This is a genomic window from Nitratidesulfovibrio sp., from assembly GCF_040373385.1.
Lineage (GTDB): Bacteria > Desulfobacterota > Desulfovibrionia > Desulfovibrionales > Desulfovibrionaceae > Cupidesulfovibrio.
In genome coordinates this window covers 173,132-196,099 of sequence record NZ_JBDXXH010000008.1, presented here as the reverse complement: position 1 = coordinate 196,099, position 22,968 = coordinate 173,132, and the positions used below count along the sequence as shown (strand labels likewise).

Below are 22,968 nucleotides of genomic sequence, written 5' to 3'. Positions count from 1 at the left end.
CCCCGCCGGAGCTTCCCGTCGCGGCGAGGAGCATGTATGCCCCAGCGCCCCGCCAGGTGTCAACCGCTTTTTTCGTTTTCTTCGATTTTTCTCGAAGACCCCGTGAAACCCGCAGTGGGTTCCGGAAAGCGGCAACATATTGATCCGGTTGAAAGAGCGTGCCGCGTCGAACGCAGTTCGTTGCGGCGAAGGGGGTATCTATGCGCTTCGCCACCCGGCGTCAACAGGTTTTTCGTCAGCCCGCTGATTTTATTCCCGCAACAGTCATCAAACCCGCGCCAACCGTGCATTTGGCGCGTTGATAAAAAGGTCCGCCAAATGCCAACGCCCCGGCCAGGCCGGGGCGTTGGGGAAAGCATGGTGCGGTGCGCCCTACAGGGTACCGCTATCGGGGAGGCTGCGCGGTGATGTTACTGGGCGGCGTGCACGGTGATCTGATCGCCGGGCTTCAGCTGTGCATCGCGCTCCAGGTTGTTCCAGCGCAACAGGTCCTTTGGCGGCACGTTGAACTTGCGGGCGATGGCCCACATGGTGTCACCCTCTTGCACCTTGTACACGATGGCCCGACCCAGCGGCGCGGTGGACCGTGCGGCGGGTTGCACGGCGGAAGCCTTGCCACTCCCCCCCTTGGACACGGCGGCCACGGCCACCGGCGTGGCGGCGCGCTCGGCACCGCCGCGCGAAGCGCTGGCCACGATGGCCTTGTTGGCGGCCTCCGCTTCTTGCCGGGCAATGGCCGTGGCCTCGGCCCCGGCGTCGGGGATGTACAGCTTCTGCCCAACCTGCAGGGCAATGCCGGAAAGACCGTTGGCCTTTTGCAGGGTTTCCACGCTGCTGCCCTGGGCCTTGGCGATGCCGTACAGGGTGTCGCCCTGCTTGACGATGTAACTGGCGCGGCGCTCGGCAATGTCGCGGGTGCGCGAGGAGGACGGCTTGTCCGCGCTGTCTGGCCTGCCGGGCTTGGCCGCCGATTTCGACGACACTGGCTCCGCTTGCGCGGTGAAGCCCGACGCATCGCCCCCGCCTGGGATCATCAGCTCCTGGCCCACCTGCAACTTGCCGCTGGCCTTGTTGACCCGCTTCAGCACCGAAACGGGCACCCCGCAACGCTTGCCGATGCGGTCCAGCGTGTCGCCCTGGCGTATCTTGTACACCCGCCAGCCCGCGTAGCTGCGCTGCTGCGGCTTGGCCAGGAACGCGTTGGCCGCTTCAAGGTGCATGGGGTGCACATAGACGGTGGTGTGGGAGTCCGGCGGGGATATGTAGCGCCGGAACGCGGGGTTGTTGGCCGAAAAGTCGTTCCAGTTCTGGCCCATGGACTGGGCCAGGGCCATCAGGTCGGTGCCGGGCTTCACGCGCAGGGATTCCAGCTTCGGCGCGCAGCTGTAGTCCGGGGTCTGGAAGCCCAGCGATTCCAGGTTGCGCATGATCTTGCAGACGGCGATGAACCGGGGCACGTACTGGCGCGTTTCGTCCTTCAGCTGGGCCTTGCCATCGAGCATGTGGTTCTTGGCCCGCAGGTCGAAGAAATCCTCGGCCCCCGTGCCTTCCAGCGCCCGCGAAATCTTGCCCTCACCCGCGTTGTACGCGGCCAGCGCCAGATGCCAGTCACCGAAGTCGCCGTACAGCTTTTGCAGATAATCCGCCGCCGCGCGGGCCGACTTGTACGGATCGCGCCGTTCGTCCATCCACCAGCTGTACGACAGCCCGTAGCGCATGCCGGTGTACGGCATGAACTGCCATACCCCCACCGCGCCCGCCGGGGACACGGCGTTGGGGTTGAAGCCGCTTTCGACGATGGCGAGATAGGCGACCTCTTCGGGAATGCCCTGCTGCCGGAATACCTCGCGGATGTGCGGCAGGTAATTCTGCGAGCGCTTCAGGTAGCGTTCGAAGGTGCCGCGCGCGCGATGGGTGAAGTACTTGAAGTGCAATTCCACATCGCGCCGGGCCTCGGGGGTGAGGTCCTTGTCCAGTTCGCCGCTGGAGTTGAGGGCCGCCCATTCCTGCGGGGTAAGGGGCACGCCGTCGTCGGCGGGCGGGATGGGCAGTTCCACCACCTCTTCGGGTTCGGCGGCGGGGACGGTGACGGTGGGCGGCACCGGGCATGCCTCGGCGGGCTGGACGGGGGGGATATTCTTTTTGGGCGCGCAGCCGGCGGCCAACAACGCCACCACCACAAGCACAAGCACGTGCCGGACGGCACGACGCGCGCGCAGGGCGGAGGACAGGAGTCTGGTTCGCTGCATGGATATTCCGGATGTGTTGGGAGCGGCGGAAGAGGGCCGCGAGAAGGAGCGTGTGTCGGATCGTCTGCCGCTTTCGGCCTGGCCCCGGCACCTGTCGGCCCGGCGGTGCGGCACCCCGGCCCCTTGCGCGGAAGCACGTTCAAGGGTACCTGCGGTGTATGCGGCATCCCGACCCTACCTCATGCCGCCCATTCAACGCAACCCGTCTACCCGCGCCCATCCGGGCGAAAGCGAAACATGCCCAAGAAGCACCCCCTTTGGGGCACCGCCGCACGCGATGACGCGCCGCGCGATGCCCGCAACGACGATACGCGCGACGACCGTTCCCGCTCCGCAAACCGCAACCGCAAGGATGGCCGCCCCACGGGACGGCCCGGTGGACGCGAGGGCGGGCGCGACGACGCCCCGCGCGGTCAGGCCGGCCAAGGCGGTCGGGATGGTCAGGCCGGAAGAACCGGCAAGCCCGGCGAACGGCGCGATTCCCGCCCCGGTGGAAGCCGTGACGACCGCCCCGAAGGCCGTGGCGACGAGCGCCGCTCCCCCCGGCCCGGCTCCCGCCCCGACTCGCGGCCCGGCTCTCGCCCCGACTCGCGACCCAGCGCCCGCAATGACCGGCGCGGCAGGCCCGAACGGCCCGCCGACGGACGCCGTGACGCCCGCCCCGAAACCCGTCAGCGCAACACGCCCGACGCCTTCCTGCCCCCTCCGCCCCCGGAATCCCCCTGCTCCATCCTGCCCGGCGTGAAGCCGGTGCTGGAACTGCTGGAATCGGATCCCAGCCGCGTGGAAACGGTGCTTATCCGCAAGGGCAAGCGTGGGCGCGAGGTGGACCGCATCGTGGAACTGTGCCGCGAGGCGCGGGTGCGCTTCATCTTTGCCGAGGCTTACGCCCTGGACCGGCTGTTCGCGTCCGGGCAGGCCATCGCGCAGCCCAGCGGAGTCATGGCCGAGCCGGATGTGGCCGAACCGGACATGCCCGAACGCCAGCCCGACGACGACCTTTTTGCCGATGACGACGCCGCCTGGGACATCCTGGAAGGCCGGGGCGCGGATCACGGCGCGGATCACGAGGCGGACGCCGATGACCACACCGGGCACGCGTCACGGCCCCCGCATCCGGCGCATCCTTCCCACCAGGGTGTCATCGCCCGGGTGTTCGACGCCGGGTTCGCGGAGTTCGGCGACATCCTGCGCGACGCCCCCGACGCGCCGCTGCCGCTCATCGTGGCCCTGGACCAGGTGCAGGACCCCGGCAACGTGGGCACCCTGGCCCGCACCCTGTACGCGCTGGGCGCGGCGGGCCTGGTGGTGGTGCGCCACGGCGGGGCCGCGCTGGGCGGGGCCGCCGCCCGCGCTGCCGCCGGGGCACTGGAAAAACTGCCCGTGGCCAAGGTGACCAACCTGGCCCGCGCCCTGGATGAAGCCGACGAGGCGGGCTACACCATCTATGCGGCGGGCGGTGCCGCGCCGGACACGGATGGCAAGCCCGGCAGCGGGCCGCGCAATCCGTTCACCGAACCGCTGCGCACCCCGGCCGTGCTGGTGCTGGGCAACGAGGACACCGGCATCCGGCCCAACGTGGCCAAGCGCTGCCACTTCACCCTGTCCATTCCCATGGCCCGCGACTTCGATTCGCTGAACGTGGCACAGGCCGGGGCCATCCTTGTGGGGTGCTTCGCGGCGCGCCGCCAGAAGGGATAGCCGGGCACGCTCCATCCTGCCTGCGGGCGGCCCCTTCGCCCCGCCCTGAATCCCCATTCTCGACAACACAAAGGCCCCTGCCCTTCCGCTGGAAGGACAGGGGCTTTTCCACACCCGGCAGCCGCCGCGCAAGACGGCGAAAACTATCTGATGTAGGTAGGAATATTCAGAAAAACGTCCCGCGTGTAGGTGATCATCTTGTCCATGATCCACGGAAACGAGATGAGCAGCGCGAGAAAGATGGAGACGATCTTGGGGATGAACGACAGCGTCATTTCCTGAATCTGGGTGGCGGCCTGGATGATGCTGACCACCACGCCCACCACCAGCCCCACGCCAAGCATGGGCAGGGAGATGAGCAGGGCGACCTCGATGGATTGGCGCGCGAAGGCAATGACCATTTCCGGCGTCATGTGACGTACCTCTTCAGACCGCGAAACTGTTGACCAACGACCCCACCAGCAACGCCCACCCGTCCACCATGACGAAGAGCAGCAGCTTGAAGGGCATGGATACCATCATGGGCGGCAGCATCATCATGCCCATGGCCAGCAGGATGCTGGACACCACCATGTCCAGGACCAGGAACGGAATGTAGATCAGGAAGCCGATGGTGAACCCGGTCTTCAGCTCGCTGATGACATAGGCTGCGGCCAGCATCACCGTGGGCACCTCTTCCTTGGTGCGCGGCTGATCAATCTTGGTGATGGCGTAGAAGATCGACAGGTCCTTCTCGCGGGTATGCTTGAACATGAACGAGCGCAACGGCGCCTGGGCCTTGTCCAGCGCCTCGTTGAAGCCGATGCGCTCCTCGAGGTACGGTTGCAGGGCGGTGTCGTTGATCTGCTTGCCCACGGGCATCATGATCACCACCGTCATGAAAATGGCAAGGCTGGCCAGCACCTGCGAGGGCGGCAGCTGCTGCACGCCCAGCGCCTGACGGATGAAGTGGAACACGATGATGATGCGGGTAAAGCTGGTCACGGTAAGCATGATGGCCGGGGCCAGCGAAAGCACCGTGAGCATGAACAGGATTTCGAGCAGCAGCGAGACCTTTTCCGGCTCGGTCTGGCCCGCGCCAAGGGTTAGCTGCATGGTGGGCATGACCAGGTCCTGCGCCGCATGGGCCACGCCGCTGCCCAGAAGCGTCAGGAAGGACAGGCACGCTAGGCACGACAGGGGCAGCAGCAGGGCGCTAACCAGGGAAAACAGGCGGATGGCGGCGGCAGGACGGGTGGCGCCGGAACGCAGGGGGCTGCCGGGCAGGGCGGCATGGCCCACGGACAGGTCGCAGGGAGCCGGAACGATGGGGCGGACGGCTGCCGGACGGGTGGAGCCCTGGCGGGTGACGTCAGGTTTGGCGTCTGGCGCAGCGGCCTCGGCGGGGTCCGCCGTCAGGCCGGTGACGCCCCGGCGGGCGGATGCCGGGGCGGAAATGACGGTGGCGGCATCAACCGCCGGAAGGTGTACGCCCCTTGCCGAGGGCACGCCCCAGCACCGAGGAGAAGCCGCCGGTGCCGCGCCCGCCGGGCTGGCCGGGGACCCGGTCGGGGTCGGAAGTTGCGTCGTCGCTGCCGTGCTCATGGTCAAGGTCCTGCTCCGTGAGTAGCGTTATCTGCTGGTCGGTGACGCCCAGCAGCAATCGCTTGTTCAAGAAGCGTACCACCATAAGCCCCTTGCGCGGGCCAATGGGCAACTGCGCCTCCATGCGCAGGTCGTCGCGCGAAAAGCCGCCCGCGCCCGGCACGGCGCGGAACAGCCCGCCGTGGCGGCGCACGGCCCACAGGGCCAGCCACAGCAGCCCCACCAGCAGGAACAGCACGCCCACGGCCTGGATGTATCCGCTCCACGAAAAGGCGGGCACGGCGGCGGCAGCAAGGCCGTCGGAGGCGCCGACAGTCGCGTTGACCGATGCCATGGTGGCATTGGCGTGAGCCATGGTGGCATTCACGGCGTCGGCGGCACTGGTCGCCACCTGTCCCGCGGCATGCGGCAGGGCCTGGACCGCATCGCCCATGGTGGCGTTGGCGGAAATGACGGCGCGCACGGCGCCCTCCGCCTGGGCCGGAGCCTGCCCGGAAATCTGCGCGGCCATGTCGGCGGCGGCGCTGGCGGCGGGGCTGGCGGCGCCCACGGCGGATTCGGTGGCGTTAAGCAAGCTGCTTCACCCGTTCGATGGGGCTGATGATGTCGGTCAGGCGCACGCCGAATTTTTCGTTGATGACCACGGCCTCGCCGCGCGCCACCAGCTTGCCGTTGACGTACACTTCCAGCGGTTCACCGGCCAGCTTGTTCAGTTCGATGACCGAACCCTGCCCCAACTGGAGCAGTTCGTTGATCAGCAGGCGGGTGCGGCCCAGTTCCGCCGACACGTCCAGCGGAATGTCCAGGATGAAGTCCAGTTCGCGCCGCCCGCTGTCGGGCCGGGGCGACTTGGCCTCTTCCGTCAAATCCTTGAACTTTGCCTCGCGCGCGGCAGAGGCGAAGAACCCCTGCTCCTTCTCCTTCTTCAGCTGGGTCTGCTCTTCGCTGGCCAGGGCCTTGGCCCATTCCTCGGCCAGGCGGGCGTCGTCCTCGCCGCCCCCGGCGGCAGCGGGCGCGGCAGCGGGCGCGGCCTTGGCGCCGCCGCCATCGTCGTCTTCCTCACTATCCAGGGCGGCAGCCCACTGGGCCGCCAGCAGATCCTGATCGACATCCTTGCCGTCACTCATGGGTATTCCTCTTGCGCGCAACGCGCCTACTGGATGACCATTTCGGTAATGTACACCCGCAGCACCTTGGGGCCGCCCAGAATCTGGTTCAGGCGGTCGGCCACCTCGTTCTTGAGCTGGAGCTTGCTTTCGATGGGGGCGAGGTCCGCGTACGACTTGCTGGACAGCAGCAGGATGACCGCGTCGCGCACCTTGGCCGACTGGCCTTCCAGTTCCTTGACCGTGGCGTCGGAGCCCACCTCGACCTCCATGGTCAGCTTGAGGTAGCGGCGGCCCGTGGGGTCTGCAAGGTTCACCAGAAATGTCGGAAGCTTGGCAACCTTGGCATTGCGGGCCGGGGCCTCGCCGCCCTTGGCGTCACCCTTGCCCTCGGCCTTGGCCGCTTCCTGCGCGCCCTCGGCAGTCTGTGCGGCGGGCCGCATGACGAACCACCAGTACGCCCCGCCGCCACCGGCTCCGGCCAGCACCAGCAGCAACAGAATGAGGATGATCCACTTCAGCTTGCCGGACTTCTTCTTTGGGGGTGCGGCTTCTTCCGCCACTGCGCTCGCTCCTTGGGACAACTGGACATTGCGGCGGGCGGGTTGCCCACCGGACCGCGCACTGCGCGCCCTACTGATATCCGCCGAGTCTCGGCGTGGTCTTTACCAGAATTTCCACCCGGCGGTTGCGGTCGGGGTCGTCGGAACCCGTCGCCGCACCGGGGCCGCCTGCGGCGTCCTGCCCCTCGCCAGCCGCCTGATTGCCGGACACCCGACCACCAGACGCCGCGCCGGCCGCGCCCAGCGCACCGGGCGCACCGGGCGCACCGGGCGCGGGGGGCTGCCCCGCAAGGGATGGCCGGTCCGGGCCATACCCCGCGACGGAAAACCGGGCAGGGTCAAGTTTTCTTTGCACGAAATATTCCAAAACCGTCAACGCCCGCCGCCCGGCCAGCTCGTACCCGGCGGCATCGCCCGTTGCGGCCCCTGCCCCGCCGCCCGGCCCCCCCTCTGCGGAGGACTGCTCCATTACCGGCGCGCCCTCGGTGCGCGGGTCGCTGTGTCCGGCAACGGCCACGTCGGCGGTAACGTACTCCAGCACTTCGGCCAGCATGCCCAGCAAAGGGCGCGCCGCCTCGCGCAGTTGCCACTGGCCGGGGGCGAACAGCAGGTCGTCGGTCAGGGCCAGCACCACGCCCTCCGGATGTTCCAGTATCCGCAGGTTCTTGTCCAGTGTACTTCGGTCAATGCCGGGGGGCAACTCGGCACCGGGGAACAGCAATTCCTTGATCTCGCGCTGGTGGGCATACACCTGCGCGGGCCGCGCCAGCAGCGGTTCCAGCAGCCGGATGCGCTCCGGCACCGTACCCGTGACGCCCGAGGCCTGCTCGCCCGCCTCGCCGAAGTGGCTGCCGATGCGCGACAGGGTCACCCGGTTCATGGATGACATGGACAGCAGCAGCACGAAAAAGGTCAGCAGCAGGGTGACCAAGTCGGAATAGGTCAGCAGCCACGGCTGGCGGGGCTTGTCCTCCGTCGGGGCGCTGCGCGGACGGCGCGCGGGGGCGTGTGCGTGGGGGGGCACGTGGGGGGGAAGGAGGTCGGCCATCTCAGCGCCCTCCCTCGCCCTGGTCAATTTCCGGGCCGGGGTCCGGGCCGGGGGCCGCGTCGGTTTCCGGGCCGCCGGGCATGGTGAAATCGAACCGGAACCCCTTGTACTGGAAGGTTTCGCGCACGGGGGCGCCCTCCTTCAGCGATTCCATGCGCCTTGCCCATTCGGCGTTGCGCCGGTCGAGCACGATGTCCACGCGGCGGTTGGCGCGCCGCCCTTCCGGGGTCAGGTTGTCGAAACGGGGGCGCGTGTCGCCGTGGGCTTCCATGAGCATGCGGCCACGCGGCACGCCAAGGTCGGCCAGCCTGCGGTACACCGCCGTGGCCCGCCCCAGCGAAAGCCGCCACGGCGACGGCAGGGCCTTTTCGTCGCCGCGCAGCCGGAACAGGATGCCCTCTTCGTCGCGCGCGGGCGAGGCGTGCCCTGCCACCAGCACCGGGTGCTCCACCCCGCGCAGCACCGGGGCGATGCGCGCCAGCAGGGCCGCGCCGCGTTCGGTCAGCTCCGTCGAGCCGGTGCGGAACAGCACATCGTCGTTGATGGAGAAAATCTGGATGTAGCCGTTTTCCTGATAGTTGATGTCGCGCTCGGCATCTTCCCACAGCATGTCGCGCAGGGGGGTCAGGTCGCGGCCACGCGGGGGAGCATCGCCCAGGGGGACGAGGCCCGGCACGGGGCGACCGTCCGCCGGTTCGCGCAGGCTGGCGGTGCCCTGCTCCTGCCCGAAGCTGCCTGCCACCGAGCCCACGGCCATGACCCGGCGGCGCTCGTCGATGACCGAAATGGCCACCAGCAGCACGAAAAAGGTCAGCAACAGGGTCATCAGGTCGGAATACGTGATGAGCCACGGCGGCTGGGTGCTGCCTGCGGGCTGCGGTTTCCGCCTGTTGCGCGCCATGGTCCGTGCTCCCCCGGGGGCTTCCTAGTTGGTGCGCCGCTCGCGCGGGGGCTGATAACAGGTCAGCTTTTCCAGGATGATGCGCGGGTTCTCGCCCCTGGCTATGGCCAGGATGCCTTCCAGTTGCATCTCCATCAGTTGCACCTCTTCCTTGCTGCGGTGGCGCAGCTTGCCCGCCAGCGGCAGGAACACCAGGTTGGCCAGCACCACTCCGTAAAAGGTGGTGATGAGCGCAACGGCCATGGCCGGGCCGATGGACGAGGGATCGTTCATGGAACGCAGCATCTGCACGAGGCCGATGAGCGTGCCCACCAGCCCCAGTGCCGGAGCGTACGAGGCCAGCGCGTTGAAGATGTCCACCCCCATGGAGTGGCGCGTTTCCAACGCGGCGATTTCGCTTTCCATGATCTCGCGGATGGCGTCGGGCTCCAGCCCGTCGATGGTCAGCTGCAACCCCTTGCGCAGAAAGGGATCGTCCAGGTTGCGCACGGCGGGTTCCAGCGACAGCAGCCCCTCGCGCCGGGCGCGGTGGGCGAATTCCATGAACTGGTCGATGACCAGGTCGATGCGGTGCAGCCGGGTGGCAAAGGCCTTGCGGGTGATGGACAGCACGCGCAGGGCCACGGGCAGCGGGTAATGCACCAGCGCGGCCCCCAGGGTGCCGCCCAGCACGATGAGCAGGGCCGCCGAATCCACGAAGAACAGCGGGTTGCCGCCCATGGACAGCGCGGTGCCGATGAGCCCGAACGAGATGAGGATGCCGAGTACGGTTGCCAGATCCATGCGGGTACCCCTGCTGCGTGCGCGGGTGGTTGCTGCGTGCCCCGTGTGTGGCGGGCGTTTCGGACTGCTGTCGAACGAATCCGGGGGGCTGGGAACGGCAGCCGCCTGCCCCTTTGCCGCCGTCCCGTCTACCCACTACCCCCTGACAGGGCGCGGGCCGAAAATGTCGGTACCCACCCGCACGATGGTGGCCCCTTCGGCCACGGCCACTTCCACGTCGTGCGACATGCCCATGGAAAGGTGCGGCAGGGGCAGGCCCACGCGGGGGGCCAGCGCATCGCGCAGTTCGCGCAGCCGGGCAAAATACGGGCGCGAGGCCTCGCCATCGTCGAAAATGGGCGGCATGCACATCAGCCCCAGCAGGCGCAGGCGCGGCAGGGCCAGCACGGCTTCCGCCAGGGCGGGCAGGTCGTCCGGGTCCACGCCGGATTTCTGTTCCTCGTCGCCAATGTTCACCTGCAACAGAATGTCCTGCACGGGCGCAATGCCCCCCGCCCCCTGCGCGGGCAGGGTGGCTAGGCGCTGGTCCAGCTTGCGGGCCACGCTTTCCGAGTCCACGGTATGGATGAGCGCAAAGCGCCCCACCACATCCTTGGCCTTGTTGCTTTGCAGGTGGCCGATGAAATGCCAGCGCGGTCCTGCGCCCCCAGTCCCGCCCGCCGTGGACGGTCCATCCGGACCCATGCCCGTCATATCGGCAACTTCGGCCTGTTTCCGTAGTGCTTCCTGCACATAATTCTCGCCAAAATCACGCTGCCCGGCAGCGGCCAGCGCGGCCACCGACGCGGCGGGGTGGTATTTGGACACGGCCACCAGGGTCACCCCGGCGGGGTCGCGCCCGGCAGCGCGGGCGGCGCCATCCACGCGGGCGCGCACGGCGGCCCAGCGGTCCAGCAGGGGCTGGGCGACATCGGGCGGCAGAATGGCGAAAACGGCTGCATTCTCGTGAGACATGGCATCATCCCGGATGGCAAAAAGCGTGAGCGCCGCCCGCCGCACGACACACGGCGGACGGGCGGCGCGAAAACTGCCGCCTGCGACAGGACAGGGCAGGAGCCATGCGGCGCCTGCCTGCCGATCATGCGTCGCTATTCGTCGGCCAGACCCAGCGAACGCAGAAAGCCCACGTCCTCTGTCCAACCTTCGCGCACCTTGACCCACAGTTCAAGGTGCACCTTCTTTTCCAGCAGGGTCTGGATATCGACGCGGGCCTTGGTGCCAAGGTCCTTGATGGTGGCCCCGGCCTTGCCGATGACCATGGACTTGTGCGACGGGCGGCCCACGTAGATCACCGCGTGGATGGTCACAAGGTCGCGCCCTTCCTCTTCATCCCACTTTTCGATTTCCACGGCCACGGAGTAGGGCAGTTCCTGGCGCAGGGCCAGGAACAGCTTTTCGCGCACGATTTCCGCCGCCATGAAGCGCACCGGCAGGGTGGAAAGCTGGTCTTCCGGGTACAGGGCAGGGGCCACGGGCAGCTTGGACTTCACCAACTGCACCAGTTCCGGCAGGCCGTCGCGCTTCAGCGCCGAGACGGGGAATACCTCTGCCTTGGGCCACAGCTTCTGCAACTCGGTGAACAGGGGCAGCATCTTCGACTTGTCGCGGAACAGGTCCACCTTGTTCACGGCCACGATGACCGGGCGCTCTTCGGCAGCCACGGCGTCCATCAGCGGCTTCACGTCGTTTTCGAGAAAGTCCGGCTTCTTGATGTACAGGTCCGCGTCCAGCATGACCAGGATCACGTCTGCGCTGTGCATGGACTGCCACGCCGTCTGCAACAGGATCTTGTTCATGCGGCCGCGCTGCTGGTGGATGCCGGGGGTATCCATGAAGATGACCTGCGCGTCCGGCTCGGACAGGATGCCCACGATCTGGTTGCGGGTGGTCTGGGCGCGCGGGGTGACGATGGCCACCTTGTGGCCCAGCGCAGAGTTGAGCAGCGTGGACTTGCCCGCGTTGGGCGGCCCCAGCAGGGCAACCCAGCCGCAGCGGTGTTCGGTCTTGGTCATTATATATGCTCCTTGCGGAAAAAAGGTCGTGTTCTCCGCCGCATGTTCCACAGCACGGGCCGTGCGTCAAGGAACGGCGGGAAAATTTGGCGGACGTGCGGGGGGGGCGGTCAATGCCGGGCCAGTCGCACCGGATCGGGTGCGCCAGATCGGGGCACGGGCCGCAGTGGCCGGTACGGCCTGAAACGGGCACATCCCGGCGGCATGAAACATGGGGTAGGAGGAAGGCGGCAGCAACCGCGCCACTTCGGGCCGGTCCGCTCCAGTTCGCGCCAGTCCGTCAGTCCGCCAGTCTGGGGCACTTCAGGTCAGCCCGCGTCGGTCGGTACCGGGGCCACGTCGGGCCTGCATCGGGCAGCGCTGGCCCCACCCGGAAATTCCGCCCAGCATGGCGGAACAGGCCCCATACGCGGCGTGGCGCGGCCCGTCAAGGCGCAGCAACCGCAGAAAGGCCCAACGCCCCGCCCGTAAAGGCGACGGAAACGGGGGCGGCGGGTGGGACAAAAGGGGAACGCACGGCCCACCCGCGCCCGCACTTTTGACCCGCAGTGGGATACGCCTTCTGAAAAAACCGGAAATCCAACCCCGATAGACCGTTGACGTTCCGGATACCATCTGTATTACTGACCGCACGACGGAACGTGTATCGACCACTTGGCGCGCACGTTCCGGCAAGCCTTCGGCAAGCGCCGCGACGGCACCCCCATGCCCCGCAGCTGATGCCCGCGCACCCCGCGCCCACTCGCTCCCCCACGGAGAACGCCATGCCCCGCAAGGTCAAATCGGTCCGCGTGCCGGAAGAACTTTCGGCCATCGACCTTTCCGGCATCATTGCCGAATGCGAAAAGTACCTGCGCGACCTGGAATCGGTCGCCATGCTCAATCAGCAGGGCGAACGCGAGGCGGCGGAGGCATTGCTGCGCGCCCGCCAGTCCGACCTTGGCCGCCGCGTGGGCATGAAGGTGTGGGAGGCCCGCAAGCAGGCCGCGCTGGAGCGGTTGCAAAAGGGGCAGAACGCGCAGGCCGCTGAATCGGCCTGATCACGCAAGACACGGTTTCCCCTGCTCTGCTGCCTTCCCCTGGGACCGTGCAGACGACACCGCACCTGTTCCGATTATTTCCCCACCACCGCCATCTCGCACCCGATGTCCACCCCCGCCATGCCCACAAGGGCGCGGTGGGGGTGAATTTCGACGCCCGCCGCGCGGGCCTCGTGGAACAGTGCGGCATAGGCCGGGTCGATGTAGTCCGCCGGGCCGAAGCAGTGGCCGTCGGGCCGCTGGATAAGGTAGAACCCGGCGGCGCGCTCCCCGCGCGCCACGATGTCCATCATCTCGCGCAGGTGCTTGGCCCCGCGCTCGGTGGCGGCATCGGGAAAGGCGGCCATGTCGTCCTCCACCAGCGTCACGTTCTTGCACTCCACCCACAGGGTGGGCAGGCCGGGGCCGTCCAGCCGCGCGTCCAGCCTGCTTTCGCCGCGCTTGGCCTCGCGCCGCAGGGTGGTGTACCCGATGGCCCACGGCAGCCGCCCGGCGTGGAAGGCCGCCTCCAGCAGCCGGTTGGGGACGGAGGTGTTCACCCCCACCCAGAAGCCGCGCGGGCCGTCGCCGTCGCAGCGCACCAGTTCCTGGGTGTATTTCAGCTTGCGGTCGGGGTTGGGCGCGGGTGATGCCAGCACCGCCGCGCCGGGGCGCATCAGCCCCAGCATGGACCCGGAATTGTTGCTGTGTACCCACAGGGGTTCGCCATCCACTTCCAGTTCCACGCTGAACCGCTTTACCCGCCGCACAAAGCGGCCCACGACGCAGCCGGGCGGAAACGGCAGCAGCGGCGCGCCATGGCCCGCCGTCCCCATGATCGGCAAATCGTCCCCCATGTTGCCTCCCGCCCTGCCCGTGGCCCCGACCAATCCCCCGGCCCACGCCCCTGCGGCGCCCGCTTTTTCACGGCGCGTTGCTTCGCCAGACATCGCCTTTCCTTACGGCAGGTTGGCGCATGGTGCGCACCGTGCGTCACGGCACGGCCAGCGCCCCGCGCATCCTGCCGGTATGTTTTGATGTTTCCGCAATTTACAGTCGCCCCGTAAGCTGGTAACCAGCCGCCGAGAGCAGGAGCGCCCAAAAGCCGCCCTGCCGCACAACGTTCTCATGCGCGCCCGCCGTGCCACCCGTGCCTTTCGTGCCCTGCGCGACACGTGGCACGCAGGCGGCAGCGCACACCTTACCCGCGAACAGGACGCACCGTAATGAGAATCTCCGACCGTCTCACCCGCATCAAGCCCTCGGCCACCCTGGCCGTCAACGCCAAGGCGCTGGAGCTCAAGGCCAAGGGCGTGCAGGTGGTCAGCCTTGCCGTGGGCGAGCCAGACTTCCCCACCCCGGAACACGTGCGCGAGGCGGCCAAGACCGCCATCGACGAAGGCTTCACCCGCTATACGCAGGTGCCGGGCATTCCCGAGCTGCGTCAGGCGGTGTGCGGCTACTTTGCGCGCTTCTACGGGGTGGAGGCCCCCATGGAAGCCACGGTGGTCACCAACGGCGGCAAGCAGGCCTTGTACAACCTGTTCCAGTGCCTGCTCAACCCCGGCGACGAGGTGCTGGTGCCCGCCCCCTACTGGGTGAGCTATCCCGCGCTGGTGGAACTGGCGGGCGGGGTGCCGGTGTTCGTGGCGTCCCCGGCGGAACGCGGCTTCAAGGTCACGCCGGAAGAACTGGACCGCGCCGTCACCCCCAAAACCCGCGTGCTGCTGCTGAATTCGCCCTCCAACCCCACGGGGGCCTGCTACACCCGCGCGGAAACCGATGCCATCATGGAATGGGCCATCGCCCGCGACCTGTTCGTGGTGTCGGACGAAATCTACGACCGCCTCGTGTACGAACCGGCGCAAGCCGTCAGCGTATCCGACTGGTGGGTGCGCCACCCCGAGAACGTGGCGGTGGTCAACGGCCTGGCCAAGACCTTTGCCATGACCGGCTGGCGCGTGGGCTACGCCCTGGCCCACCCCGACCTGATCAAGGCCATGACCAAGATCCAGGGCCAGTCCACCTCGAACATCTGCTCCGTGGCCCAGAAGGCGGCGCTGGCCGCCCTCAGCGGCCCCTACGACGCGGTGGAGGAAATGAAAAAGGCCTTCCGCCGTCGGCGCGACCTGGCCCACGGGGTGGTTTCGTCGTGGCCGGGGGTGGTCTGCCCCAAGCCCGATGGCGCCTTCTACCTGTTCGCGGACATGCGCGCCCTGTTCACCCCGGCCCTGCCCGATTCGGCCAGCCTGTGCACCCACATCATGGAGCAGGCCAACGTGGCGCTGGTGCCGGGCGCGGCCTTTGGTGACGACGCCTGCCTGCGCTTCTCGTACGCGGTGTCCGACGATACCCTGATGATTGCGCTGGATAAGGTGGCGAAGGTTCTTTTCGGATAACATCCCGCGTTGCCCACCGGCCTCGCCCTTCGCTGAAAAGCATGATATGACGGCGGCATGTCCCGCGCGGTTCGCGCACGCGACCGGCCGGGGCATGCCGCCGCTTCGCTGGCCCCGCCCGCGCGACGGCGAGGTGCCCACCACACTTCACGTCGCGCCCCGCGCGGCCACGCCGCGCATCACCGGCACCCACGCCATGGGCCTTTTCCCCGGCCCGCAAGGAGCATGACCATGCCCCAGCCCCATCGCCTCGACTGGACCAACGCCTGGCCCGCCGCGCCGCTGGGCCGCCTGACCCCGGACGCCGCCGCCACCCACGACCTGCACAGGGGCGAGATGGCCAACCGCCTGAAGGCGGAACTGGCCGCCGGGCACCTGCCGTTCATCGACATGCCCTACCGCGCCGCGCTGGAGTCGGGCCTTGCCGCGTTGCAGCCCACCCTTGCCCGCTACCGCCACATGGTGCTGCTGGGCATTGGCGGTTCCGCGCTGGGCGCACGGGCGCTGCAACGGGCGTTCTTTCCGCAGCAGGACCGGCCCGGCCATGACGGCCCGTGGCTGTGGATTGCCGACAACGTGGATGCGGGCACCATGGAGGCGTGGTTCGCCAGCCTGCCGCCGGAACAGACCCTTGTGGTGGCCGTCAGCAAGTCGGGCGGCACCATAGAGACGCTGGCCCAATACTTCCTGGCCAAGCAGTGGCTGCAATCCGCGCTTGGCGACCGCTGGCGCGAGCACATGCTGGTGGTTACCGACGAGACCGCAGGCTTCCTGCGGCAGGAAGCGCAGGCAGCAAACCTGCCCTCGCTGCCCGTGCCCGACCATCTGGGCGGGCGCTATTCCGTGCTCTCTGCCGTGGGCCTGGTGCCCGCCGCGTTCATGGGGCTGGACTGGCGCGCACTGCTGGACGGCGCACAGGCCGCCGGGGCAGGCCTTGTGGCAGACCCGGCTCACGCCCTGCCCGGCCACCCCGCGTGGCAGCTGGCCCTGTGGAACATGGCCCTGGCCGATGCCCACTATTCGCAGCTGATCTTCTTCTGCTACGTGCCGCTGTGGGCGCCCTTCGGCCCGTGGTTCGCCCAGCTGTGGGCCGAAAGTCTGGGCAAGGAAGGCAAGGGCACCATGCCCCTGCCCGCCGTGGGCGTGACCGATCAGCACTCGTTGCAGCAGATGTTCCTTGATGGCCCGCGCGACAAGGGCTGCCTGTTCCTGACCTGCCCCGGCCTGCCGCAGGGGCGCCCCTTCCCGGCGGACCTGCCGGACAAGTGGGCCTTCCTGAAGGGCCGCCGCTTCGGCGAACTGCTGGACGCCGAGGGCCTGGGCACCCGCATGGCCCTGGCCAAGCAGGGCACCCCCCTTGTGGAACTGCGCATGGGCAGCACCGGAGAAGCCGCAGCGGGCCGCCTGATGGGCCTGCTGGAACTGGCCACCCTGTTCACCGGCTGGCTCATGAACATCAACCCGCTGGACCAGCCCGCCGTGGAACTTGGCAAGCGCCTTGCCAACGCCCGGCTGGGCGCCCCCGGCTACCCGGCGGAAGAGGCAGACCTTGCCGCCTTCCTTGGCCGGGCCGAACAATCGCAGGAGTTCTAGCCGGTGCCGCGCCGTTTCGAACTGCCGGGGGGCCTGCCCTTCGGCTTCGCCCGCTTTCTGTCGTGGGTATCGCTGGTGCTCATTCTGGCCACCAGCATCGTGATGTCCGTGGTCATCACCGATTCGGCGCGCAACACCATGTTCCGCAAGCAGCAGGAATTCGCCTCGCTGCTGGCCGAAAACCTTAACCACCAGATCTACCGGCGCTTCACCCTGCCCACGCTGGTGGGCTTCGGGCGCATCGCCCTGCGCCAGCCGGTGCAGTACGAACGGCTGGACCAGCTGGTGCAGTCGGTTATCCACGGCTTGCAGGTTTCGCGGGTGCGCATCTACGATCACGGCAAGCTCGTGTCGTATTCCACAGACCGGGCAGACCTTGGCCGGGCAGACCTGGCCGGGCCGGAAGTGACCGTGGCCCTGCGCGACGAAGACCCCAGCTACACCATAGATGGCGACATCCCGTTCTGGCGGGCGCTGTTCATTCCCCGGCTGGAGCCGGGCAGCTTCATTCTGCGCACCACCTACCCCCTGCGCGTGGAAAACCGGCTGGGCCGCATCGACGATGACGACGACGGGCCCATCATGGGCGTGCTGGAGATGACCCAGGACATCACCAACGACACGCGCTCGATCCTCGCCTTCCAGTGGCTGATCATCGGCACGGCCAGCCTTTCGTCGCTGGTGCTGTTCGGCATGCTGCTGGTGTTCATCCGCCGCGCCGAACGGGTAATGGCCGAGCGCATGCAGGAAAAGCAGCGCCTGGAGCGGGAACTGCACCAGCACGAAAAACTGGCGGGCATGGGCCGCGTGGTGGCCAGCATCGCCCACGAAATCCGCAACCCGCTGGGCATCATCCGCTCCAGCGCGGAACTGCTGCTGAAGCGCCCCAGCAGTTCGGACCCGGTCACCGCGCGCATCCTGCAAGCCATCTACGACGAGGCCAAGCGGCTCAGCCAGACCGTCAACGACTTTCTGGACTACGCCCGCCCCCGCCAGCCCCGGCAGGACCCGGTGGAAACCGACGCCGTGCTCGACCGCGTGCTGGGGTTCCTGGAAGGCGAACTGGCCCGCCGCGAAGTCACCGTGGCCCGCGAGATCGAACCGGACATCACCGTTTCCGGCGACGGGGACCTGCTGTACCGCGCGTTCTACAACATCATGGTCAACGCGTTGCAGGCCATGGACGGCCCCGGTACGGTCACCGTCACCGCCCGCCGCGACGGCGACGCGGCGGAACTGGCCTTTCGCGACAGCGGCCCCGGCTTCGACCCGGCCAACCGCGAACGGCTGCTGGACCCGTTCTTCACCACCAAGGATGACGGCACCGGCCTTGGCCTGCCCATCGTGAATTCCATCATCACCAGCCACGGCGGCAGCCTGCGCATCGACAACGCGCCCGAAGGCGGCGCCGTGGTGTACGTGCGCCTGCCCCTGCGCACCGAATAGCCCCCCGGGGGGGGGCGGCGCAGACATCCGCGCAAAGGGGGCAACGGGCGCAACGGGCGCAACGCCACCCGCTGCCCGCCGCGCCGCGTGCCGGATCGCGGGCCATCATGCCCGATCTGCGGCAAACGCCCACTCTCGGGTTGCGCGCGCGGCCTTCCGGCCCTATTTCTGTCCCTTGAACCTCCCCTGGCACCGCCGGGCCAGCGCGCCCGGCACCAGCACACCGCAACCGGATCCATCATGAACGAAAAGACGCATCTGCTCGTGCTCGACGACGAGAAGAACTACCTGCTCGTGCTCGAGGCCCTGCTGACCGACGCGGGCTACACCGTCACCGCGCTCAACGACCCGGAGACCGGCCTGGCCTTTCTGGAGGAGTCGGAGGTCGACGTCATCGTCACCGACATGAAGATGCCGAAGATCACCGGGCGCGAGGTGCTGGAACAGGTCAAGAAGAACTGGCCGCACATTCCCGTGCTGATCATGACCGCCTTCGGCTCCATCGAAAGCGCGGTGGAAGTCATGAAGTACGGCGCCTTCGACTATATCACCAAGCCCTTCTCCAACGACGAACTGCTGCTGTCCGTGCACAACGCCGCAGAGCTTTCGCGCATGCACCGCCAGTACCGCGTGCTGCGCGAAAATCTGGAAGAACGCTACGGCATGCACCAGATCATCGGCAAAAGCAGGGCCATCCGCGAAACCCTGAGCATGGTCGACCGCGCCGCGCCCAGCCGTTCCACGGTGCTCATCTCGGGCGAATCGGGCACCGGCAAGGAACTGGTGGCGCGGGCCATCCACTTTTCCTCGCCCCGCAACAAGGGGCCGTTCGTCTCCGTCAACTGCATGGCGCTGAACCCCGGCGTGCTGGAAAGCGAACTGTTCGGCCACGAAAAGGGGTCGTTCACCGGCGCCGTGGCCATGCGCCGTGGCCGCTTCGAGCAGGCGGGCGGCGGCACCCTGTTCCTGGACGAAATAGGCGAGCTGACCCCCGAATTGCAGGTCAAGCTGCTGCGCGTGTTGCAGGAACGCCGCTTCGAACGCGTGGGCGGCACCGAAGAGGTGGAGGTGGACATCCGCATCGTTGCCGCCACCAACAAAAACCTTCAGGAAGAGGTGGAAAAGGGCAACTTCCGCGAAGACCTGTTCTACCGCCTGAACGTGGTGCACATTGCCCTGCCGCCCCTGCGCGAACGCCGCGAGGACATCCCCCTGCTGGTGGCCCACTTCGTGGACAAGCTGGCCCGCGAGAACGGCGTCACCCCCAAGACCTTCACGCCCGAAGCGCTGGACTACATGACCGGCTACGAATGGCCCGGCAACATCCGCCAGCTTCAGAACGTGGTGGAACGCTGCCTGGTGCTCGTTTCCGGCGATACCATCCGCGTGGACGACCTGCCCCCCGAACTGCGCGACGAGGAGTCCCAGCTCAAAAGCGCCGTGGACCTGCTGCCCGTGCAACTGGACCTGGCCGATACCCTGGAACGCATCGAGGCCGCCCTCATCCGCCGCGCCCTGGTCCGCGCAGACTTCGTGCAGGTGAAAGCCGCCGAGCTGCTCGCCATTTCCAAGAGCCTGCTGCAGTACAAGCTGAAGAAATACAATATCACGGGGCACTAAGGGTTTTTGAGAGAGACTTCCGGGGAGGGGACCTTTTGCGGCAGCCGTTGGGCGAGCTTGCGAGCCTTACGGATGGCGTCCGCAAAGCGTAAAAAGGTCTCCCTCCCCGGACCCCGCGTTGCTGTCCTCATCCGTAATGCTCGAAGACTCACATAACGGCTGAGGCTCCCCCCAAAACCTTTTATTTTGGGGTAATATGCAGGCGCGGGTACCTGCCCTCAGCCCCCCCAAAATCCGCCCCCCACAACGCATCATCTTCGAATTTCCCGGCCTTGACGGGTGGTCATGCCCGCCGCATAGTCGATAGGTACGACAAACCGCACCACGGAGGTGCCCCATGGAAAAGCAGAAGATATCCCTGAGTACCCGGCTGCTCTGCGCGGACGCGGCGGGCGTCGTCGAGGCGCTGGCCGAGGGGCTGAAGGAACGCTGCCTGAAGGTCCAGAAGGGCGACGAGACGCTGGTGCTCAGCCCGCCCGAAGCCGTGGACGTGGACGTGGAAGCCAAGGTTCGCGACGGACGCGGCAAGTTCATGGTCGAAATTTCCTGGCGCATCCCCGACGATGAAACCGTGGCCGCCTGCGACGAAGTGGCCAACCTGCCGGGCCGCGACCACCTGGCCCCCCTTGGCTGCGCGGACGTGGAAGAAGTAGGCGACATCGACCTCGACGTGGCCCTGAAAAAGGCCGAAAAGCCCGCAAAGGCCAAGGCAAGGGACCACAAGGACGAGAAGCCGGAAAAAAAGGGCAAGTCCGAAAAGGGCGAAAAGTCCGGCAAGGACAAGCCCAGCAAGGACAAGCCCGGCAAGGACGCCAAGCCGGAGAGGAAGGACAAGGGAACCACAGACTAGTTCCCCACTACCCGAACGCAAAAGGGCAGGCCATGGGCCTGCCCTTTTTCATGCTGCCTTCACGGCGCAGAAACGAATGCGCCCCCCGCCCCCGTCCCGCCCGGTATGGCCGGTATGGCCGCCTCGCCGCCCGCACGCAGCCACAGCCGCCGGTATTCCGTGGCCGTGGTGCCGAACATGGCCTTGAAGTGCCGGTTCAGGTGCGACAGGTCGTAGAACCCGCACTCCAGCATGGCGTCGTAGGTGTCGGCCCCGGCCTCCAGCAGATGGCGGGCGTGCTCCACCTTGCAGTTCAGGAAGTACTGGTAGGGCGTCATGCCCGTTTCGTCGCGGAACAGCCGGATGAAATGAAACTTGGACAGCCCCGCCTCGCGGCACACGTCGTCCAGCCGTAGCGTGGCGCCCATGCCCTCGCGGATCATCTCCATGGACCGCCGCACCGCGCCGCCATGCCGGGGCACCGGGGGCGGCTGGCGCTTCGCCCCGTGCCCCCCGGCCATACTGGTGGCCAACCCCGCCGCCAGCAGCAACCGTTCCGAGGTCAGGGCCTCGTCGCGGCCCAGCAGCGCGCCGTGCGCCAGCCGCAGCACCACCGCCGCCAGCCGGGCGTCGTACACGATGGGCGTGTCGAAGCGCACCACCTCTGGCCGCCCGGTGGCCTCGGCAAACAGGGCGGGCGGCACGTAGACCATCACGTAATCGATGCCGCCGCTGTCGCCCGCGTTGCCGTCGTGAGCCTGCTCCGGCGAAAACAGCATCACCCCGCTGCGGTGCGAAGCCAGTTGCGCGCCATTCAGCCGGTACTGCTGAATGCCCCGCTGCGTCACCCCCAGGGCGTATTCCTCGTGGGCGTGCCGCTTGTAGGCAAAGCGGGTCATGGTGGCGGACAGCACCGTCACCCCCGCCGCACGGCGGTACACGAACCGCTCGCCGGAAAGGGCGGGGCGACCGTCATCACCGCCGTCGCGGGCGCACCCGCGCTGGTTTGCATCCGTGCTCACGCGTCCCATCCGCTCACCACGCCATGCATCGAAATCTCACGCCTTCAATGGGCCAGCACCTGCTGCACGCCGGACATGGCCACCGCGCAGTACACCAGAAACAGGGCCATCAGCACGTTGACCACCCGCCGGTACGCCGAAAGAAACCGGCGCAGCAATGCGCCAAACCCCACCCACGCGGCAAAGGCGGCCCAGCCTATCACCGACACCGCCGCCACCCCGGCGGCCACGCCCCCGCGCGACCCCTGGGCCAGTGCCACGAAACTGGGCATCACCGTCAGGGTGAACATGACCACCTTGGGGTTCACGAACTGCATCAGGAACCCGGTGACGAACAGCGCCTGATCGGAACGCGTGGCGGCACCGTGAACAGCGAGGGCGCCGGGGGCTGCGCCGTCGCCAGTGGCGCCTGCCGATGCATCCCCCACGCCCGGCCCCACGTCCGGCCCCACGTCCATGCCGTACACCTTCCACGCAAGGTACAGCATGTACGCCCCGCCCACCAGTTGCAGCACCGGCTGGGCAAGCGGCAGCAATTCGGCCAGCAGGCTGTTCAGCGCGGCGGATGCCGCCAGCATCAGCGCAAAGGCCGCCGCCGCCCCGGCGGAAAACACCAGCGCGCGGCGTGTGCCCTCGCCCTGGGCAATGGACAGGATGACGATGTTGGTCGGCCCCGGCGTAAAGGTGACCACCACGCAATACAACAGCAACGAAAGCAGGCTCATGACATGACTCCCGGTACAGGCTGCTACTGGCTGGATGCCCGATGCCCGACAAGCACGCGCACTCCCTGGCGTGCGTCGGCGCGCGTCCCGCAGATGTCCGGCACATGTCCGGCGGCTGTCCGGCGCACGTCTGGCCACCACCTGCGGGCATGTCGGCATCCTGCCTGCTGCATGCCCCATGCACACCACGCGCGCATAGGACGATATTGCGATGGTGAAGGGCTTCGGAGGTCAGGGCTGGCAGGGCATGCCGCGCCGTCCGGGCCGTCCGGGCCGTCCGGGGTACCCCGCCCACGTTGACAACCCCGCCCCCCTGCCCTACGTCGGGGCAAGGCCCCTCGTGCCCTCCGCGCATTCCGCTTCCGTTC

Annotated in this window: 21 protein-coding genes; 7 read left to right on the top strand and 14 right to left on the bottom strand. The window is 67.7% G+C overall.

Annotation, left to right across the window (positions count from 1 at the left end):
- Positions 1-410 precede the first annotated feature (410 nt).
- Positions 411-2,249 carry a LysM peptidoglycan-binding domain-containing protein gene (locus tag ABWO17_RS13955; protein WP_353119539.1) on the bottom strand — a complete coding sequence of 613 codons (1,839 nt, stop codon included), beginning with the start codon at positions 2,247-2,249 and terminating at the stop codon, positions 411-413.
- Between the two features lie 729 nt (positions 2,250-2,978).
- On the opposite strand from ABWO17_RS13955, the gene ABWO17_RS17130 reads away from it, so the two are divergent.
- Positions 2,979-3,950 carry a TrmH family RNA methyltransferase gene (locus ABWO17_RS17130; protein ID WP_502914922.1) on the top strand — a complete coding sequence of 324 codons (972 nt, stop codon included), beginning with the start codon at positions 2,979-2,981 and terminating at the stop codon, positions 3,948-3,950.
- Positions 3,951-4,093: 143 nt separating this feature from the next.
- Here the strand turns inward: ABWO17_RS17130 and fliQ are convergent, their stop codons facing one another.
- From fliQ to era, 10 genes are all read right to left on the bottom strand, one after another.
- Positions 4,094-4,363, bottom strand: a complete 270-nt coding sequence (gene fliQ / locus ABWO17_RS13940) for a flagellar biosynthesis protein FliQ (RefSeq protein WP_353119537.1) — start codon at positions 4,361-4,363, stop codon at positions 4,094-4,096.
- Between the two features lie 13 nt (positions 4,364-4,376).
- On the bottom strand, positions 4,377-5,054 hold the full coding sequence (fliP, locus tag ABWO17_RS13935) for a flagellar type III secretion system pore protein FliP (protein ID WP_353119547.1): 678 nt from the start codon (positions 5,052-5,054) through the stop codon (positions 4,377-4,379).
- Between the two features lie 346 nt (positions 5,055-5,400).
- Complete coding sequence (gene fliO / locus ABWO17_RS13930; RefSeq protein ID WP_353119535.1) at positions 5,401-6,108, bottom strand: flagellar biosynthetic protein FliO; 708 nt, start codon at positions 6,106-6,108, stop codon at positions 5,401-5,403.
- Positions 6,101-6,661, bottom strand: a complete 561-nt coding sequence (fliN, locus tag ABWO17_RS13925; RefSeq protein ID WP_353119533.1) for a flagellar motor switch protein FliN — start codon at positions 6,659-6,661, stop codon at positions 6,101-6,103. The genes fliO and fliN overlap by 8 nt, the downstream gene beginning before the upstream one ends.
- A 26-nt stretch (positions 6,662-6,687) precedes the next feature.
- Positions 6,688-7,203 carry a flagellar basal body-associated FliL family protein gene (locus ABWO17_RS13920; protein WP_353119531.1) on the bottom strand — a complete coding sequence of 172 codons (516 nt, stop codon included), beginning with the start codon at positions 7,201-7,203 and terminating at the stop codon, positions 6,688-6,690.
- A 70-nt stretch (positions 7,204-7,273) separates the two neighbouring features.
- Positions 7,274-8,251 carry an OmpA/MotB family protein gene (locus ABWO17_RS13915; RefSeq protein WP_353119530.1) on the bottom strand — a complete coding sequence of 326 codons (978 nt, stop codon included), beginning with the start codon at positions 8,249-8,251 and terminating at the stop codon, positions 7,274-7,276.
- 1 nt (position 8,252) lies between these two features.
- Complete coding sequence (locus ABWO17_RS13910; protein WP_353119528.1) at positions 8,253-9,152, bottom strand: OmpA/MotB family protein; 900 nt, start codon at positions 9,150-9,152, stop codon at positions 8,253-8,255.
- Positions 9,153-9,176: 24 nt separating this feature from the next.
- The gene (locus ABWO17_RS13905; protein ID WP_353119526.1) at positions 9,177-9,935 is read right to left on the bottom strand and encodes a motility protein A; all 759 of its coding nucleotides are present in this window, start codon (positions 9,933-9,935) and stop codon (positions 9,177-9,179) included.
- A gap of 135 nt (positions 9,936-10,070) precedes the next feature.
- Positions 10,071-10,889: a YggS family pyridoxal phosphate-dependent enzyme gene (locus ABWO17_RS13900; protein WP_353119524.1), complete on the bottom strand. Its 819-nt coding sequence runs from the start codon at positions 10,887-10,889 to the stop codon at positions 10,071-10,073.
- A gap of 134 nt (positions 10,890-11,023) precedes the next feature.
- Entirely contained in the window at positions 11,024-11,947 is a 924-nt protein-coding gene (gene era / locus ABWO17_RS13895; protein ID WP_353119522.1) for a GTPase Era, read from the bottom strand.
- A gap of 764 nt (positions 11,948-12,711) precedes the next feature.
- Between era and ABWO17_RS13890 the strand changes: the two genes are divergently transcribed.
- Positions 12,712-12,987: a hypothetical protein gene (locus tag ABWO17_RS13890; protein WP_190245385.1), complete on the top strand. Its 276-nt coding sequence runs from the start codon at positions 12,712-12,714 to the stop codon at positions 12,985-12,987.
- Between the two features lie 74 nt (positions 12,988-13,061).
- Here ABWO17_RS13890 and sfsA read toward each other — a convergent pair whose 3' ends face one another.
- A complete protein-coding gene (sfsA, locus tag ABWO17_RS13885; protein WP_353119519.1) occupies positions 13,062-13,823 on the bottom strand; it encodes a DNA/RNA nuclease SfsA in 762 nt (253 codons plus the stop codon).
- Positions 13,824-14,192: 369 nt separating this feature from the next.
- Here sfsA and ABWO17_RS13880 point away from each other — a divergent pair, with 369 nt between their 5' ends.
- From ABWO17_RS13880 to ABWO17_RS13860, 5 genes are all read left to right on the top strand, one after another.
- Positions 14,193-15,365, top strand: a complete 1,173-nt coding sequence (locus ABWO17_RS13880) for a pyridoxal phosphate-dependent aminotransferase (protein WP_353119517.1) — start codon at positions 14,193-14,195, stop codon at positions 15,363-15,365.
- A 231-nt stretch (positions 15,366-15,596) separates the two neighbouring features.
- On the top strand, positions 15,597-16,958 hold the full coding sequence (locus ABWO17_RS13875) for a phosphoglucose isomerase-related protein (protein ID WP_353119515.1): 1,362 nt from the start codon (positions 15,597-15,599) through the stop codon (positions 16,956-16,958).
- Between the two features lie 3 nt (positions 16,959-16,961).
- A complete protein-coding gene (locus tag ABWO17_RS13870; protein WP_353119513.1) occupies positions 16,962-18,404 on the top strand; it encodes a sensor histidine kinase in 1,443 nt (480 codons plus the stop codon).
- A gap of 240 nt (positions 18,405-18,644) precedes the next feature.
- A complete protein-coding gene (locus ABWO17_RS13865; RefSeq protein WP_167125509.1) occupies positions 18,645-20,024 on the top strand; it encodes a sigma-54-dependent transcriptional regulator in 1,380 nt (459 codons plus the stop codon).
- A 337-nt stretch (positions 20,025-20,361) separates the two neighbouring features.
- A complete protein-coding gene (locus tag ABWO17_RS13860; RefSeq protein ID WP_353119510.1) occupies positions 20,362-20,874 on the top strand; it encodes an amphi-Trp domain-containing protein in 513 nt (170 codons plus the stop codon).
- 59 nt (positions 20,875-20,933) lie between these two features.
- Here the strand turns inward: ABWO17_RS13860 and ABWO17_RS13855 are convergent, their stop codons facing one another.
- Positions 20,934-21,875, bottom strand: a complete 942-nt coding sequence (locus tag ABWO17_RS13855) for an AraC family transcriptional regulator (RefSeq protein WP_353119508.1) — start codon at positions 21,873-21,875, stop codon at positions 20,934-20,936.
- Between the two features lie 44 nt (positions 21,876-21,919).
- On the bottom strand, positions 21,920-22,600 hold the full coding sequence (locus tag ABWO17_RS13850; RefSeq protein WP_353119506.1) for a LysE family translocator: 681 nt from the start codon (positions 22,598-22,600) through the stop codon (positions 21,920-21,922).
- Between the last annotated feature and the right edge of the window lie 368 nt (positions 22,601-22,968).